Raw genomic sequence first — 15,478 nt, 5'->3', positions numbered from 1 at the left:
GCAACGATGAGCCAGGCCATGAAGGACTTCCTACGCGAGCGCAGCATCCACGAGGTGGAGTGCGTGATCGCCGACATGACCGGCATCGCACGCGGGAAGATACTGCCCAAGGATCTCTTCCTCAGCGAGGGCGAGATGCGCTTGCCCAAGAGCGTGCTGCTCAACACCGTCAACGGCGAGCAGCCCAACAACATGCCCTACGTCGGCGCCACCGATCCGGACATGATCTGTGTGCCAGACCTGAAGACGCTGCGGCAGGTGCCATGGGCGGCCGAGAATGTCGCGCTGGTGATTCACGATTGCCAGAACTTCGACGGATCGCCAGTAGGCCTGTCGCCGCGGGCGGTGCTGCGCAAGGTGCTCAAGCTGTATGCGGAACGCGGCTGGCAGCCGGTGGTGGCGCCGGAGATGGAGTTTTATCTGGTCGCGCGCAGCAGCAATCCGCACGAACCGCTCACGCCTCCGCTGGGGCGCAGCGGCAAGACGGAGTCCGGCCGCCAGTCGTATTCGATCGACGCCGTCAACGATTTCGATCCCTTCTTCCTTGAGCTGTCCACCTTCTGCAAGCAGCACGACTTGGGTGTGGAGACGCTGATCCACGAAGCCGGCGCCGGCCAGATGGAGATCAACTTCACGCACGGCGAGGCGCTGGAGCTGGCCGACCGCGTCTTCCTGTTCAAGCGCGCGGTGCGCGAGACGGCGCTGCGCCACGGGATCTTCGCCACCTTCATGGCCAAGCCGATGGAGACTGAGCCGGGCAGCGCGATGCATATCCATCAAAGCGTACTCGATACGGCGACCGGACAAAATATCTTCAGCCGCGCCGACGGCACTGCCAGCGATTTGTTCTTCAACTATATCGCCGGCTTGGAACAGTACGCGGCGGCGGCGACGCTGCTGTTTGCGCCGCACGTGAATTCATACCGCCGCCTGTCGCGCTTCATGTCGGCGCCGACCAACGTCCACTGGGGCTACGACAACCGCACCTGTGGCATCCGCATTCCGAACTCCACGCCGGTCAACCGGCGCGTGGAGAACCGCGTGCCGGGCGTGGATGTCAATCCCTACCTGGCGATGGCTGCCACGCTGGCCTGCGGCTATCTCGGCATGACGCAAGGCTTGACGCCATCGCCGCCAACCGCCGACAGCGCAGAGCATGTACACGACCAGCTGCCGCGCAACCTGGAGGACGCCATCCTGCGCCTGCGCGAATGCAAGCCGCTTAGCGAAATCCTGGGCGAGTTGTTCGTGCAGGCGTTCTGCGAAGTGAAGGAGCTGGAATTCGCCACCTACAGCCGCGTGATCAGCTCTTGGGAGCGCGAGCACTTGATGCTTCTGGTGTGACCATGGCCGGCACTCGCGATGGATTGAACTGGCCGCGCGCGCAAGCGCTGGCCGCCGCCGAACGCGCCAGCTACATCGCGCGTAATCCCGAATCGGCGCGGCTGGCGGGGCAGGCCGCGCAACATCTGCTGTTCGGCGTGCCGATGCACTGGATGAACGACTGGTCCACGCCATTTGCGCTGACGGTGAGCGTAGCCTCCGGCGCGCGCTTCCGCGACGTCGATGGCCACGAATACATCGACTTCTGCCTCGGCGACACCGGCGCCATGTTCGGCCACGCGCCGCAGCCGGTGGCGCAGGCGATCGCGCGCCAGTCCGCGTGCGGCTACACAGCCATGCTGCCATCGGAGGACGCCGCGCCGGTGGCGGCGGAACTGGCGCGGCGTTTCGGCCTGCCGTACTGGCAGTTCGCCCTGTCCGCATCGGACGCCAACCGCTTCGTGCTGCGCTGGCTGCGCGCCGCGACAGGCCGCAGCAAGGTATTAGTATTCAACGGCTGCTACCACGGCACGGTGGACGACGTGTTCGTCGATCTGGTCGACGGCGTGCCGACGCAGCGCGACAGCCTGCTGGGACAAGTGCACAAGCTCACGGATCATACGGTGGTGGTGGAGTTCAACGACCTGCCGGCGCTGGAGGCGGCGCTGCAGCAGGGCGACATCGCCTGCGTGCTGGCCGAGCCGGTAATGACCAATATCGGCATGGTGCTGCCGCAGCCGGGCTACTGGGAGGCCGCGCAACAGCTCATCAAGCGGTACGGCGGCCTGCTGGTGATCGACGAGACGCACACCATCAGCAGCGGCCCAGGAGGCTACGCGCAAGCGCAAGGCATGCGGCCGGACGCGCTGGTGGTCGGCAAGCCGATTGGCGGCGGCATTCCTTGTGCGGTCTATGGATTTACGGAAGAACTGGCACGGCGCGTGGAGCAGGCCAAGCGCAGCGCGCCGCCGGGCCACTCGGGCGTCGGCACCACGCTAAGCGCCAACATGTTCGCGATGGCCGCGATGCGCGCCAATCTGGAACAGGTGATGACGGAGCAGGCCTACCAGCACATGTTCGCGCTGGCGGCCCAACTTGCGGAAGGCCTGCGCGCCGTGATCGCGCGCCACAAGCTGCCCTGGTGCGTCACCCAAATCGGCGCCCGCACCGAATTCCAGTTCACGCCCACTGCGCCGCAGAACGGCACGCAGGCCCAGGCGATACTGGACGGCGAGCTTGAGCAGATCATCCACCTCTACCTGCTCAACCGCGGCCTGCTGATCACGCCGTTCCACAACATGCTGCTGGTGTGCCCGGCCACCAGCGAGAGCGACATCAAGCAGCTACTGGCCGCGTTTGATGACTGCGTTAAGCAGCTCGCTTAGAAGCAGTGCTCCAGCGCCGGGAAGCTGCCGTCCTTGACGGCGGTGACGTAGGCGGTGACGGCGGCGTCGATGCTGGTCTGGCCTTCCATGAAGTTCTTCACGAAACGCGCTTTCCGGCCCGGGAAGACGCCCAGCAGGTCGTGCATCACCAGCACTTGGCCCGAGCAGTCAGGACCCGCGCCGATGCCGATCGTCGGTATCGCCAGCAGGTCGGTCACTTCCTTGCCCAGCTGCGTGGGGATCGCTTCAAGCACCAGCAGCGCCGCGCCGGCGGCCTGCATCTTCAACGCGTCCGCCTTCAGCAAGTCGGCGCTTTCGGTGGTCTTGCCCTGTACCTTGTAGCCGCCCAGCTGGTGCACCGACTGCGGCGTCAGGCCGAGGTGGGCGCAGACCGGTACCGCGCGGTCGGTCAGGAAGCGCACGGTGTCGGCCAGCCAGGCGCCGCCTTCCAGCTTGACCATGTGCGCGCCGGCCTGCATCAGCTGCACGGCGTTGGCGTACGCGGTTTCCGGCGTGCCGTAGGCGCCGAACGGCAGGTCGGCCACGATCATCGCCGACTTGCTGCCGCGCGCCACGGCCGCCGTGTGGTAGGCCACTTCGGCCACTGTCACCGGCAGCGTCGATTGGTGGCCGTTGCAGACCATGCCCAGCGAATCGCCGATCAGCAGGATCTCGACGCCGCAGCGGTCCATCAGCGAGGCGAAGCTGGCGTCGTAGCAGGTCAGCATGGTGATCTTTTCACCGGCCGCGCGCAGGTTCGCCAGCGCGGGTATGGTGACTGCCTTGTTGGCGGCCGCTTTGGCCGGTGCAGGTGCGGTGGTGGCGGCAGGCTTTTGGCTCGCAGCCATTTCGTTTCCTTGCAAATAACCAGACATGGGAAATCCTTTAAAGATGTGATGACACGGCGATAGTGTAGTCCCGAATGCTATCGCGTGCAGGGAAGTCAAATAATGGGGCTGATGCCTTGATCGGCGACCGCCGCGGCGTACTGCTGCGCCGCGCCCTTGCCGGGGATGTGGATGGCCGGCGCCAGTTCCAGCAGCGGCACCAGCACGAAGGCGCGTTCGGTCATGCGCGGATGCGGCACGGTCAGCGTGGCGCTGGCGATCCGCTGGTCGCCGTACAGCAGCAGGTCCAGGTCCAGCGTGCGCGGGGCGTTGCGGTAGGGCCGTTCGCGGCCGTGCGCCTGCTCGATGCCGTGCAGCGCCTGCAGCAGCGCTTCGGCGCCGAGCGTGGTGGCGATGCGGGCCACGGCGTTGATGTAGTCGTCGCCGCTGGAGTCGATCGGCGCGGTGCGGTACAGGCCCGACGCCGCCATCAGCGTGCAGCCGGGCAGGCGTTGCAGGCGCTCCAGCGCGTCCGCCACGTTGGCGCGCGCGTCGCCCAGGTTGGCGCCGATGCCGATGTAGGCGATGGTGAAGGCGAACGGCGCGCCGTCATCCGGCTGCGCGGTGAGCGCGGCCGAAGGACTGCCGATGGTGCCATGGTTGTTCATGATGCGATGGCGCAGCTCAGTCGCCGCCGCCCTGGCCGCCGTCGCCGGAACCGCCGGCATGGCCGCCGGCGCTACCGCCTTCGGCTCCGCCCTTGCTGCGGTTGCCGCGGCGCGGCGCGCGTTTGCGCTTGGCGCCGCCGCCGGCCGGCTGGTTGGCCGATGCGATCAGGTCTTCGCGGGTGCCTTCATCGCCTTCATAGAATGCGGTCCACCATTCGCCCAACTCGGCGTCGATCTCGCCCGAGGCGCAGCGCAGCAGCAGGAAGTCGTAGCCGGCGCGGAAGCGCAGGTGCTCCAGCAGCTTGTGCGGCGACTTGCCGGTGCGGCGCTCGAAGCGCGGCTGCATCGACCAGATGTCGCGCATGTCGGAGCCGATCTTGCGCTGCAAGGCCAGCTTCTCGGTCTGCGAATCGAGCACGTCGTCTGCCGCCAGGTGCAGCGCGGGGATGGTCTGTTCGCCGGCGGCGCGGTAGGCGGTCCACTTCTCCAGCACCTGGTGCCACAGCAGCGACGCAAACAGGAAGCCCGGCGACACCGTCTTGCCGGCGTGGATGCGGGCGTCGGTCGAATCCAGCGCCAGCGTCACGAACTTGGCGCCCAGCGGCTGCTCCAGCACCACGTCCAGCAGCGGCAGCAGGCCATGGTGCAGGCCTTCCTTGCGCAGCTGCTGCAGGCAGGCCAGCGCCTGGCCGCTCATCAAGAGCTTGAGCATCTCGTCGAACACGCGCGCCGCAGGCACGTTGTCGATCAGCGACGCCATCACCGGGATCGGCGCGCCGGTGTTCGGCTCGATGGTGAATTTGAGCTTGGCCGCGAAGCGCACCACGCGCAGCATGCGCACCGGGTCTTCGCGGTAGCGCGCTTCCGGCTGGCCGATGATGCGCAGCGTCTTGGCGCGGATGTCCTCGATGCCGCCGTGGTAGTCCAGCACCTGCTGGTTGGCCGGGTTGTAGTACATGGCGTTGATGGTGAAGTCGCGCCGCACCGCGTCCTCCGCCTGCGAGCCGAAGGTGTTGTCGCGCAGGACGCGGCCATGTTCGTCCTTGGGCGCGTTGTCCAGCGTGGTGCCGCGGAAGGTGGTCACCTCCAGCAGGTCCTGGCCGAACATCACATGCACGATCTGGAACCGTTTGCCGATGATGAAGGCGCGGCGGAACAGGCGCTTGACCTGCTCCGGCGTGGCGTTGGTGGCGATGTCGAAGTCTTTCGGCTTCACGCCCAGCAGCAGGTCGCGCACGGCGCCGCCCACCACGAAGGCTTCGTAGCCGGCTTCCTGCAGGGTGCTGGTGACGCGCACCGCGTTCGACGACAACAGGCGCGGATCGATGCCGTGGGCTTCGGGGCCCAGCACCACCGGCGTGCTGGTGTCGCGTGCCTTGCTCTTGGTGCCGAGGATTTTGCGGATCAGTTTCTTAATCATTGAATAGGTCAATTAATGGCCAGCCTTGGGCTGTGGCGTGCGTTTTCAGGGCGGCGTTGGGATTGGTCGCCACCGGATGGCTGACGATGGACATCAGCGGCAGGTCGTTGTGCGAATCGCTGTAGAAGTGGACGGTGCCGAAGTCTTCCAGCTTCTTGTCCATCTTCGCCAGCCAGGCCTTGGTGTGCGTCACCTTGCCCGCGCCCTGGGTCGGGGTGCCGAGCAGCTTGCCGGTCAGCTTGCCGTCGGCGTCCACCTCCGGCATGGCCGCGATCAGGTGCTCCACGCCCAGCGCCTTGGCGATCGGCGCGGTGACGAAATGGTTGGTGGCGGTGACGATGGCCACCAGGTCGCCGGCGTCAATGTGCTTTTGCAGCAGCGCGCGCGCCGACGGGCGGATCGCCGGCAGCACCACTTCGGCCATGTACTGCTCCTGCATGGCCTTCAGGCGGTCCTGCGGGAACGAGGCCAGGGTGCCGAGCGAGAACTCCAGGTATTCCACCGGGTCCAGCGTGCCGGCCTGGTACTGGGCGAAGAATTCATCGTTGCGGCGGGCGAATTCGGCGGCGTCCACGGCGCCGATGCGCACCAGGAACTGCCCCCACTCGTAGTCGGAGTCGATCGGCAGCAGCGTGTGGTCGAGGTCAAATAAGGCTAAGTTCATGCAGGATTTCGTCATTCTTTAGCTTCCGCCTGCAACCACTCGCGCAGCAGCGGCAGGGTGATCGGGCGTTGGGTTTCCAGGGAATATTGGTCCAGCGAGTCCAGCATCGTCGACAGCGACCGCATGTCGCGCTGAAAATGGGACAGCAAGTAGGGTATCACGCCGGGCGACAGCGTCAAGCCGCGGGCGGTGGCGGCGGCCGTCAGCGCGGCCACCTTTTCGTCGTCGGTCAGGCCGTGGATCTGGTAGATCAGGCCCCAGCCCATGCGGGTGCGCAGGTCCTCGCGCACCGGCAGCACGGCCGGCGCCACCGCGCCGCTGCACACCATGAAGGCGTTGTTGGCGCGGATTTCATTGAACAGCGCGAAGGCGTCGATCTGCGCCAGCGGCGACAGCTTCTCGCAGTCGTCCAGCAGGTACAGGTCCACCTCCGGCGAGTAGACGAATTCGGACTCGATGGAAAACGGCGAGATGTAGCGCGCGCGCAGCTGCTCGGCCTCGCTGCCGGCGCTAGCCAGTGCCTTGAGCAGGTGGGTCTTGCCGACGCCGCCCGCGCCCCACAGGTAGGCAAAGTGCTCGCGCGACGTGCGGTCGGCGAACTGCGCCATCAGCGCTGCCGCCTCGGCATTCTGTCCCACCTCGAACGAAGCGAGGCTGTGCGCCTGGTCCGCGCCTAAATCGAGCACCAGCTGTTTCATGGCGTTCGCCTGTTTATGATCTTTTGCATAACGTTTTTCTGTTTCACGTCACGCATTATAGAAGCTGCTGCTCAGGTAGTGGCGGCGGAGATGCTTAAATGCCACCATCAGCACCGCCGAAGCGGGCAATGCGAGCAGCACACCGACAAAGCCGAACAGTTGGCCGAAGGCCAGCAAGGCGAAGATCACCGCCAGCGGATTGAGGCCGATGCGCTCGCCCACCAGGCGCGGCGTGAGGAAGAAACCCTCCAGCACCTGGCCGGCGCCGTAGATCACGGCCACCGCGATCACGCCGCTCCAGTCGGTAAATTGCAGCACCGCCGAGATCAGCGCCAGCACCAGGCCCAGGCCGAAGCCCAGGTAGGGGATGAACACCAGCAGGCCGGTGATGATGCCGACCGGTAGCGCGACGTCGAAGCCGGCGATCGCCAGCGCCACCGAGTAGTACACCGCCAGCACGAACATCACCAGCAGCTGGCCGCGCAGGTACTGGGCCAGCAGCGTGTCGACCTCCTCGGCCATGTTCATCGTGGCGGCGATCCAGCGGCGCGGCACGGCGCCGGCGATACGGGCCAGCATCGGGTGCCAGTCCAGCAGCAGGTAGAACAGCACCACCGGGATCAGCACCAGCGTGGCGATCCAGCCCAGCACCGCGGTGCCGCCGACGCGCGCCGAATTGAGCACGGCGGTCCAGATCTCCTCGCCGCTGGTGGCCATCTGCTGCGACACCAGCTTCTTGATGCCGTCGCTGTCCAGGCGCACCTTGACGCCCATTTCCTGCAGCTTGGGCACCAGCAGGTCGTTGGCCTTGGCCAGGAAGGCGGGGATCTGCGCCTGCAGCAGCGGGATTTCCTTCTGCAGCACCGGCACCACGATCAGCACCAGCGCGCCGATGGCGCCAAAGAACAGCACCACCACCACCAGCACGGCCAGCGCGCGCGGCACCCGCATCTTCAGGCGGCCGAGGCGCAGGTGGTCGAGGAAATCGACGCCCGGATTGAGCGCGTAGGCGATGATGGCGGCGGCCAGGAAGGGCGTCAGCACCGGTCCCAGAGTGACCAGCAAGAGGAAGAATGCCGCCCAGATCGCTACCCAGAATGCCGTTTGCTTTTGCTCTACCGAGAGGGGAAATGGCATGGAAAGTGATTTAGATGGTTAAAAACGGCTGTTGGACGGGGCATTTTGATAAAATAGCGGATTGACCGGGTTGTTGCGTCGTTTTTTGCGCATTTTCGTGGCTTTTTGCTACGAAACAGGTCTCCGCCTTCTATTTTACCGCCTCCGCTGCGAAATACACCATGAGCCAAACTTCTAATGTTTCCCTGTCCTACCGTGACGCCGGCGTCGATATCGACGCAGGCGACGCTTTAGTCGAAGCGATCAAGCCTTTTGCCAAGCGCACCATGCGCGAAGGCGTGATGGGCGGCTTGGGCGGTTTCGGCGCCATGTTCGAGATCAGCAAGAAGTACAAGGAGCCGGTGCTGGTCTCCGGTACCGACGGCGTGGGCACCAAGCTGAAACTGGCGTTCGAGCTGAACCGCCATGACACGGTCGGCATCGACCTGGTCGCCATGAGCGTCAACGACATCCTGGTGCAGGGCGCCGAGCCGCTGTTCTTCCTCGACTACTTCGCTTGCGGCAAGCTGGACGTGGTCACCGCGACCGACGTCATCAAGGGCATCGCCCAGGGTTGCGAACAGGCCGGCTGCGCGCTGATCGGCGGCGAGACGGCGGAAATGCCGTCCATGTACCCGGCCGGCGAATACGACCTGGCCGGCTTCGCGGTCGGCGCGGTGGAAAAATCCAAGATCATCGACGGCACCAAGATCGCCCCGGGCGACGTGGTGCTGGGCCTGGCCTCGTCGGGCGTGCACTCCAACGGCTACTCGCTGGTGCGCAAGATCATCGAAGTGGCCAAGCCGGACCTGGAAGGCGACTTCCACGGCCGCAAGCTGGCCGACGTGCTGATGCAGCCTACCCGCATCTACGTCAAGCCGCTGCTGGCGCTGATGGCCTCGATGGAAGTCAAGGGCATGGTGCACATCACCGGCGGCGGCCTGGTCGAGAACATCCCGCGCGTGCTGCAGCCTGGCCTGGTGGCCGAGCTGGACTCGAAGGGCTGGACCATGCCTCCGCTGTTCACCTGGCTGCAACAGCACGGCGGCGTGGCCGACGCTGAAATGCACCGCGTGTTCAACTGCGGCATCGGCATGACCGTGATCGTCTCGAAAGAGAACGCTGCGGCCGCCATCGCCCAGCTGGAAGCGGCCGGCGAGACCGTCTACACCATCGGCGCCATCCGCGCCCGCGTCGGCGACGAGCACCAGACCATCGTCGTTTAATCGATCGCCCTTTCAGAAAAGCGGACCTCGCCCCGGCGTCGTCCGCTTTTTTTACGCCCGGACCACGACACCATGAAACTGACTTTGAACAAACTGGCTGGCCTGTTGACGCTGGCTTTGAGCTGCTGCGCGGCGGCACACGCCGCACCGTTGACGATCCTGGTGTCGATCGACGGCATGCGCGCCGACTATCTCGAGCGCGGCGTCACGCCCAACCTGACCCGGCTGGCGGCCGGCGGCGCGCGGGCGGTGGCGATGCGGCCGTCGTTCCCGTCGATCACCTTCCCGAATCACTACACGCTGGTGACCGGACTGCGGCCCGACCATCACGGCATCGTCGACAACAACATGGACGACGCGGCGATCCCCGGCGTGCGCTTCAGCATGGGCAACGCGGCGGCCGTGGTCGACCGGCGCTGGTGGGACCAGGCCGAGCCGGTGTGGGTGACGGCCGAACTGCATGGCATCCGCAGCGGCACCATGTTCTGGCCCGGTTCCGAGGCGGCGATCCACGGCGTGCGGCCCACGGTGGCGCCGCGGTTCGACGGCAAGCTGCCGGCCGCCGCCCGGGTCGACCGCCTGCTGTCATGGCTGGGACGCGCGCAGGCGAAGCCGCTCGGCTTCGCCACGCTTTACCTGGACGACGTCGACCACGCCGGCCACACCTTCGGTCCGGACGCCGGGCACACCACGCAGGCGGTGGAGCGGGTCGACCAGGCGATAGGGCGGCTGGTGGAGGGCCTGGCCAAGCGCCGGCTGGCCGCCAACCTCGTGATCGTCTCCGATCACGGCATGGCGCCGGTCAGCGATGGACGCGTGGTCCGCATGGACAAGCTGCTGCCGGAGGGCAGCTACAACAAGGTGGTGAGCGGCCCATACGCGGGCATGGAGCCGGCGCCGGGCCGCGAAGCGGAGCTGGCCGCCGCGCTGCTCAAGCCACAGGAGCACATGGAATGCTGGCGCAAGGGTGAGATCCCGGCGCGGCTGGCGTATGGCCGCAATGCGCGGGTGCCGGCCTTCATCTGTCTGGCGGAGACTGGCTGGATGCTGGAGTTCAGCGACAAGAACGCGCACATGAAGGGCGGCGCGCACGGTTTCGACAACGCGGCGCCGGAGATGGCCGCCATCTTCATCGCCGCCGGTCCGGCCTTCAAGCCGGGCGTGGTGCTGCCGGCGTTCGACAACGTCGACGTCTACCCGCTGCTGATGCGCCTGTTGAACCTGGCGCCGCTGCCGTCCGACGGCGACCTCACACCGCTGCTGCCGTCGCTGGCGCCATAGTGTAAGCTGTAGCCACACACCGACAGTGGGAGTGGCGATGAGTGCGAGTATTTCCGAGCAGGCTATCGTGTCCGCGTTGCGCCAGCAGCTGCCTGCGCTGCTGGCCATTTACCTGTTCGGCAGCCGCGCAACGGGGCAGGCGGGCAGGGATAGTGATCTTGATCTGGCGGTGCTGGTCGAAGGCAAGCTTGAGCCGCTGGCGATGTGGGAGTTGGCGCAGTCTCTGGCCGATGTGGTCGGTTGCGACGTCGACCTGATCGATTTTCGTACCGCGTCCACGGTCATGCAATATCAAATCCTTACCACGGGTTCCCGTCTGTGGAGTAAGGACGTGCAGGCATCCCTGTATGAGTGCGCTATCCTGAGTCAAAAGACCGAACTCGATGCCGCCCGTTCTGGCCTGTTGGAAGACATTGAGCGCGAGGGCCGGATAGATGGCCGATGACGTCGTCCTGAACAAAGCAGCCATGAAAGAGCGCTGCGTGGCCCGCGCTCGCGAGGAGTATTTGAAGAATCCTGCGACGTTCGCTATCGATCACACGCGGCAGGATGCAGCGATCCTGAATATTCAGCGAGCATGTGAAGCCGCGCTGGATATGGGCCAGCATCTGATACGCCGGGAGCGGCTGGGCATCCCTCAAAGCGCACGGGATGTATTCAGCTTATTGGCGGACGCCGCATGGATAGATGTGGGACTTGCGGACGTCATGAAGCGTATGGTTGGTTTTCGCAACGTCGCCGTGCATAACTATCAGGCACTTCAACTGCCGATCACAGTCGCCATCATCGAAACGCATCTCGACGATTTTCTCGAATTTAGTCGAAAAATCATTCTGCACGACGTTTAGGCAAAGTCACAAATCGCGCGCGGCTATTAATGATTTTCTTTCGAACCGACTTGTGAGGGATCGAGCCCGATTTTCCGGATGCTGCCATCAGACGCATACTCCAGCGGAGCGGTTGTGATCGAGCGGCGATATGAATTCCCGCCGGGCAGCAGGCTGTCGTGATAGAACACCAGGCTTTTCCCATCGTGCTCGACGATCGAGTGGTGATTGGTCGAGATTTTCAGATAGTCGATGATCACACCCCGGTAGGTGAATGGTCCCAATGGAGACCCGCCAGTCGCATAGGCTATCTGTCCTGGCCACCCCGTCGAGAAACTGAAGTAATAAACGCCGGCGTGTTCGTGCAAAAACGGCGCTTCGCCGTATTGGCTATCTGCCGGCATATTCTGAATGACCACATTTTTGATCGCTCCATCGGTACTGGTCATGTCGGATCCGAGTTTGACCACCTTGGGAACACGCGTGCCAAAGTACATGTAGGCTTGCCCGGCATTGTCGACGAACACAGCGGGATCGATCGGTTCATCCCCGGCGTTTGGATCGCGTGCCTTGTCGACCAGCGGGGTCGTTCTCGCATCACTGTATCCGCCATCAGGACGGTCTGAAACCGCCACACCGATCTTGTCCCCTCCAACTGGGGCATAAAAATAATACTTCCCATTGCGATGGGCTACTTCGGGAGCCCATGCCTTGGCATCCGGCCGGGCCCATTTGAACACCGTCACGGACAAGGGAATGCCGGCATCTTTCCAGCTCAAACTATCCGGCGACGTGTACAAGCGCCAAGTGGTCGAGTCCCAATATTTTCCGGAGTTGGACGCGTCGTCCGTGGCGTACACGTAGAACTGGCCGCGGCCTTTATCGCTGAAAAAATGCGCGGACGGATCGGCGCTGAAGCGCGGCGATATAGGCTGTGCTGCGATCGCAACCGCCGGGATCGCACACACGAGCATCAACATAGCGGCATACCTCATTTATTTCCTCCTCGGGATGTTAGGCGTCGCCACGACAGTCACCACTGACATCGGGCGCGAATGGATGGTCAACCTGGCGGCGCATGACACAGGTTGCGAAGTCGCGAGGCTATCTTCTGCCTGCGTTATAAAAGTTGTGCATGTCAATTTGCCGCGTTTTGCATCGGGCAGCCGGATGTCCAGCATTCGCGAAACGATGCCGGGATTGACCGCCACTATGGCGACTTCATGCGTCTTCGGATTCTCAGCCACCAACGTATCCGGGTTATCCGATTTCAAGAACCGATATCCTGGCCTGATGAATTTGGTGAAATTGGCAAACGCCCAGAATTTCTTCGTGACCTGATATTCGGGCCGCTCCAGATTTGAATAGTCAGCCTTGATCAATCCCCAGTTCGAGCTGTTCTTGGGATCGGAAGACCTGTTTTCTACCGCTTGCCAGAGAACCCAGGCGCGCGGGCTCATACCGTTAATGTCGGTGATGATCTGCTGCGCCAGCGCGATGGCTGGACGCATGTCGTTGATGTCTTCACGTACATTGGCGGGCGATAAATCGGTTTCGGACATCCACAACCTTTTCCCGGAAGTTTCCGCGATATCCCTGACCCCGCTTTTTCCTATCCATTCGTAGCTGTGGACGTTGATCTGCTGGATGACCGCTTTCGCATCGGCGGACATGCCAGCCCAATCAACAAAAAGCGTCTGGGGATTTGTTTCGTCCGGCCCGGAGATTTCTGTCCGCATTCCGTTTTCCCGCAACACCTGGGCCAGCGCAATGTACATGCGCGACTGCGCTTCCGGCGACCAGTGAGCGCCTTCCTGCGTGTTCTTGGAAAACCAATAGGGCGTATTGGGTTCGTTGATCGGAGATAGTGTTCTGAAACGAATACCATGCCGCCGCTCGAGCTCAGCCGTTACGCGCGCCAGGTACCTTGAAAATTGAGTTTCAAAACCTGGAGCGAGATTGTCCTCCAACCCATTGACCTGCCCCGAAACCCTGCCGCTGCGGGTCATGAAATAGGGCGGAGAGTTTGAAAACGCCTCCAGAATCAAGTCCCGCGACGCCACGCGGGCTTTTATCGCATCAAGCCACCAGCGCTGTCCTGCATCTGCGGACCAGTCCCACGCATCTTCGGAATCCGGATTCCAATCTGTCCCGGATCGCTCGCCCGGCTTGCGCCAGAATCCAGGGACGTCCGCACCGAGCCGCAAATACGAAGGTGTGTCGGGCGCATTGCCGCCGCCAATGTTGTATCGTGCGATATTGAGTGCAAGGCCGTCCCGTCCATAAAGCAAATCAGCCAACTCGGTGCGATGCGGCTCGGCGAATCTCCCGGTCACATGGGCAAACCAAGCCAAGGCGGTTCCCCATCCTTCGAACGGAACACCCGGATGACGCCAGTCGACGTTAACCACGGCGGACACCTTCACCAGCTGTTCGCCCTTGTCTTCGGCATGCGCACCGCCACGAAGGAGACACAGCCCCATTAAAACCATGCAGGGTAACGATAGTGAACGGGACTTCATAACCGGGTTTCCATTTCCGAGGTAAGCCTGTTTTCTTTTATGTAGGCGGCATGATCCGACAGCCTTGAAACGATCTGTTTGAAGTTGCGCTCAAGTTTGCTGTAGGCCGCTGCGAGCACCGCGTCATCTTGCAGGGCCATCGTCGGCATGTAGGTTCTTGGTCGAATTCCTTGCCCCAAAAGGACGGCATGCCACGACGTGCTTGGGAACAGTTCTTCGGCTGCCAGGTTCAGTTGTCCACGCTCACGGAACAGCTCAATTCTTTCCCGCAGACTGTCCGGTATCCGCATGGCTTTTACGTAGCGCCATAATTCCGAGTCTTCGCGTTCAGTGGCGTGGTAATGCAAGATGAGGAAGTCTTTGACATCTTCGATTTCCCGCATGGCGTCCTTGTTGAAAGCCTGTGCACACAACGGAGAAAACCCCGCGTCCGGAAAATATCGAATGAGTCGCTGGACGCTGGATTGAATCAAATGAATGCTGGTGGACTCCAGCGGCTCGAGAAACCCGCTGGCAAGTCCGATGGATACCACGTTCTTGTGCCAAGGCGTTCTGCGCCTGCCTGCTGTGAACTTGAGGCGGTTGACCGGGGCCAGTGGCTTCCCCTCCAGTCCATCGAGCAGACACCGCTCTGCCGCTTCATCGGTGGCAAATTCGCTCGAATACACCACGCCGTTACCAACGCGATGTTGCAAAGGGATTCGCCATTGCCAGCCAAAAGGCCGGGCCGTGGAAATCGTATAGGGCGTCAGTGCCGACTTCAGTTCACAAGGCACCGCACACGCGCGATTCATCGGCAGCCAACGCGACCAGTCTTCATATTCGACACCCAACTCCTGCCCGATAAGCATTGCACGCATTCCGGAGCAGTCGATAAACAAGTCACCGGAAAGCAGCTCGCCCGACTTGAGCTTCAGAGCGGTGACATGGCCATTCTCGGCGTCACGTTCCGCCGTCAGCATGTCGCCAATCTTGTGCGACACCCCGCGCTCCAGGCAGAGCCCCTTCAAATATTTCGCATAGCGGCCAGCGTCGAAGTGATAGGCGGACTGCAGATGCTGCAGCGGATCGCCCGGCCGTTCAGACGGGGGCGCAAATACATTGCTTCGAGCTGCCAAGGTACATAGCGAGAATTCGGAGAAGTCGGGAACCTGCCCCTTGTCCTTCAAGCGCAGCCAGTATTGGAAGAAGTAGCCGATGTCGCGTTCCACCCCATACGAGCCGAACGGGTGGAAGTACTTTGAGCCTTCCTTCAGCCAGCCGCGAAATTCGATGCCCAGTTTGAACGTCGCCCCGGTGGCGCGCATGAACTCGGCTTCATTCACGCCTATCATTTGATGGAACATGCGGATCGGCGGGATCGTCGCCTCTCCAACACCCACCGTGCCTATGGCGTCCGACTCGACCAGGACGATCTCGACGGCCCGGCCAAATGTGTGGGACAACGCGGCCGCTGTCATCCATCCGGCGGTGCCACCGCCGAGTATCACAACCCTGGAAATCCATCTACCCTTGACCATC

Annotated in this window: 15 protein-coding genes; 6 read left to right on the top strand and 9 right to left on the bottom strand. The window is 63.2% G+C overall.

Annotation, left to right across the window (positions count from 1 at the left end; translation table 11 throughout):
- Positions 1–6: 6 nt before the first annotated feature.
- Positions 7–1,344, top strand: a complete 1,338-nt coding sequence (locus ACUJB0_RS22920; protein ID WP_444847235.1) for a glutamine synthetase family protein — start codon at positions 7–9, stop codon at positions 1,342–1,344.
- Positions 1,345–1,346: 2 nt separating this feature from the next.
- Positions 1,347–2,708 (top strand): aspartate aminotransferase family protein, encoded by a 1,362-nt coding sequence (locus ACUJB0_RS22915; RefSeq protein WP_444847234.1) that lies wholly within the window; start codon positions 1,347–1,349, stop codon positions 2,706–2,708.
- Here ACUJB0_RS22915 and panB read toward each other — a convergent pair.
- The 6 genes from panB to ACUJB0_RS22885 all read right to left on the bottom strand — a co-directional run bounded on the left by panB (position 2,705) and on the right by ACUJB0_RS22885 (position 8,122).
- Positions 2,705–3,556: a 3-methyl-2-oxobutanoate hydroxymethyltransferase gene (panB, locus tag ACUJB0_RS22910; protein WP_161084000.1), complete on the bottom strand. Its 852-nt coding sequence runs from the start codon at positions 3,554–3,556 to the stop codon at positions 2,705–2,707. The two genes, ACUJB0_RS22915 and panB, sit on opposite strands and share 4 nt — an antisense overlap.
- 95 nt (positions 3,557–3,651) lie before the next feature.
- Entirely contained in the window at positions 3,652–4,203 is a 552-nt protein-coding gene (gene folK / locus ACUJB0_RS22905) for a 2-amino-4-hydroxy-6-hydroxymethyldihydropteridine diphosphokinase (protein ID WP_444847233.1), read from the bottom strand.
- Between the two features lie 16 nt (positions 4,204–4,219).
- Positions 4,220–5,623 (bottom strand): polynucleotide adenylyltransferase PcnB, encoded by a 1,404-nt coding sequence (gene pcnB, locus ACUJB0_RS22900; protein WP_444847232.1) that lies wholly within the window; start codon positions 5,621–5,623, stop codon positions 4,220–4,222.
- Positions 5,616–6,287: a histidinol-phosphatase gene (locus ACUJB0_RS22895; protein WP_444847231.1), complete on the bottom strand. Its 672-nt coding sequence runs from the start codon at positions 6,285–6,287 to the stop codon at positions 5,616–5,618. Before ACUJB0_RS22895 ends, pcnB begins: the two co-directional genes overlap by 8 nt.
- Positions 6,288–6,298: 11 nt before the next feature.
- Positions 6,299–6,985, bottom strand: a complete 687-nt coding sequence (gene hda / locus ACUJB0_RS22890; protein ID WP_444847230.1) for a DnaA regulatory inactivator Hda — start codon at positions 6,983–6,985, stop codon at positions 6,299–6,301.
- A gap of 48 nt (positions 6,986–7,033) precedes the next feature.
- Positions 7,034–8,122 (bottom strand): AI-2E family transporter, encoded by a 1,089-nt coding sequence (locus ACUJB0_RS22885; RefSeq protein WP_444847229.1) that lies wholly within the window; start codon positions 8,120–8,122, stop codon positions 7,034–7,036.
- A gap of 161 nt (positions 8,123–8,283) precedes the next feature.
- On the opposite strand from ACUJB0_RS22885, the gene purM reads away from it, so the two are divergent.
- The 4 genes from purM to hepT all read left to right on the top strand — a co-directional run bounded on the left by purM (position 8,284) and on the right by hepT (position 11,456).
- A complete protein-coding gene (gene purM, locus ACUJB0_RS22880; protein WP_444847228.1) occupies positions 8,284–9,327 on the top strand; it encodes a phosphoribosylformylglycinamidine cyclo-ligase in 1,044 nt (347 codons plus the stop codon).
- Between the two features lie 72 nt (positions 9,328–9,399).
- Positions 9,400–10,608 (top strand): alkaline phosphatase family protein, encoded by a 1,209-nt coding sequence (locus ACUJB0_RS22875; protein ID WP_444847227.1) that lies wholly within the window; start codon positions 9,400–9,402, stop codon positions 10,606–10,608.
- Positions 10,609–10,645: 37 nt separating this feature from the next.
- Entirely contained in the window at positions 10,646–11,053 is a 408-nt protein-coding gene (gene mntA, locus ACUJB0_RS22870) for a type VII toxin-antitoxin system MntA family adenylyltransferase antitoxin (RefSeq protein WP_444847226.1), read from the top strand.
- Positions 11,043–11,456 (top strand): type VII toxin-antitoxin system HepT family RNase toxin, encoded by a 414-nt coding sequence (gene hepT / locus ACUJB0_RS22865; protein WP_444847225.1) that lies wholly within the window; start codon positions 11,043–11,045, stop codon positions 11,454–11,456. Before mntA ends, hepT begins: the two co-directional genes overlap by 11 nt.
- A gap of 26 nt (positions 11,457–11,482) precedes the next feature.
- Here hepT and ACUJB0_RS22860 read toward each other — a convergent pair whose 3' ends face one another.
- The 3 genes from ACUJB0_RS22860 to ACUJB0_RS22850 are packed head-to-tail and all read right to left on the bottom strand — an operon-like array spanning position 11,483 to position 15,477.
- Positions 11,483–12,430 carry a family 43 glycosylhydrolase gene (locus tag ACUJB0_RS22860; protein ID WP_444847224.1) on the bottom strand — a complete coding sequence of 316 codons (948 nt, stop codon included), beginning with the start codon at positions 12,428–12,430 and terminating at the stop codon, positions 11,483–11,485.
- Positions 12,431–13,957 carry a glycoside hydrolase gene (locus ACUJB0_RS22855; protein WP_444847223.1) on the bottom strand — a complete coding sequence of 509 codons (1,527 nt, stop codon included), beginning with the start codon at positions 13,955–13,957 and terminating at the stop codon, positions 12,431–12,433. It abuts the gene before it with no gap.
- Entirely contained in the window at positions 13,954–15,477 is a 1,524-nt protein-coding gene (locus tag ACUJB0_RS22850; RefSeq protein ID WP_444847222.1) for a tryptophan halogenase family protein, read from the bottom strand. Before ACUJB0_RS22850 ends, ACUJB0_RS22855 begins: the two co-directional genes overlap by 4 nt.
- Between the last annotated feature and the right edge of the window lies 1 nt (position 15,478).

Source organism: Duganella caerulea (assembly GCF_040362985.1).
Classification (GTDB): Bacteria; Pseudomonadota; Gammaproteobacteria; order Burkholderiales; family Burkholderiaceae_D; genus Rugamonas; species Rugamonas vulcania.
This window is presented reverse-complemented; position numbering and strand designations above follow the sequence as displayed.

Coding starts and splice junctions, on each gene's coding strand:
- ACUJB0_RS22920 (WP_444847235.1), top strand. CDS start 7: ATGAGCCAGGCCATGAAGGACTTCCTACGCGAGCGCAGCATCCACGAG.
- ACUJB0_RS22915 (WP_444847234.1), top strand. CDS start 1,347: ATGGCCGGCACTCGCGATGGATTGAACTGGCCGCGCGCGCAAGCGCTG.
- panB (WP_161084000.1), bottom strand. CDS start 3,556: ATGGCTGCGAGCCAAAAGCCTGCCGCCACCACCGCACCTGCACCGGCC.
- folK (WP_444847233.1), bottom strand. CDS start 4,203: ATGAACAACCATGGCACCATCGGCAGTCCTTCGGCCGCGCTCACCGCG.
- pcnB (WP_444847232.1), bottom strand. CDS start 5,623: ATGATTAAGAAACTGATCCGCAAAATCCTCGGCACCAAGAGCAAGGCA.
- ACUJB0_RS22895 (WP_444847231.1), bottom strand. CDS start 6,287: ATGAACTTAGCCTTATTTGACCTCGACCACACGCTGCTGCCGATCGAC.
- hda (WP_444847230.1), bottom strand. CDS start 6,985: ATGAAACAGCTGGTGCTCGATTTAGGCGCGGACCAGGCGCACAGCCTC.
- ACUJB0_RS22885 (WP_444847229.1), bottom strand. CDS start 8,122: ATGCCATTTCCCCTCTCGGTAGAGCAAAAGCAAACGGCATTCTGGGTA.
- purM (WP_444847228.1), top strand. CDS start 8,284: ATGAGCCAAACTTCTAATGTTTCCCTGTCCTACCGTGACGCCGGCGTC.
- ACUJB0_RS22875 (WP_444847227.1), top strand. CDS start 9,400: ATGAAACTGACTTTGAACAAACTGGCTGGCCTGTTGACGCTGGCTTTG.
- mntA (WP_444847226.1), top strand. CDS start 10,646: ATGAGTGCGAGTATTTCCGAGCAGGCTATCGTGTCCGCGTTGCGCCAG.
- hepT (WP_444847225.1), top strand. CDS start 11,043: ATGGCCGATGACGTCGTCCTGAACAAAGCAGCCATGAAAGAGCGCTGC.
- ACUJB0_RS22860 (WP_444847224.1), bottom strand. CDS start 12,430: ATGAGGTATGCCGCTATGTTGATGCTCGTGTGTGCGATCCCGGCGGTT.
- ACUJB0_RS22855 (WP_444847223.1), bottom strand. CDS start 13,957: ATGAAGTCCCGTTCACTATCGTTACCCTGCATGGTTTTAATGGGGCTG.
- ACUJB0_RS22850 (WP_444847222.1), bottom strand. CDS start 15,477: ATGGTCAAGGGTAGATGGATTTCCAGGGTTGTGATACTCGGCGGTGGC.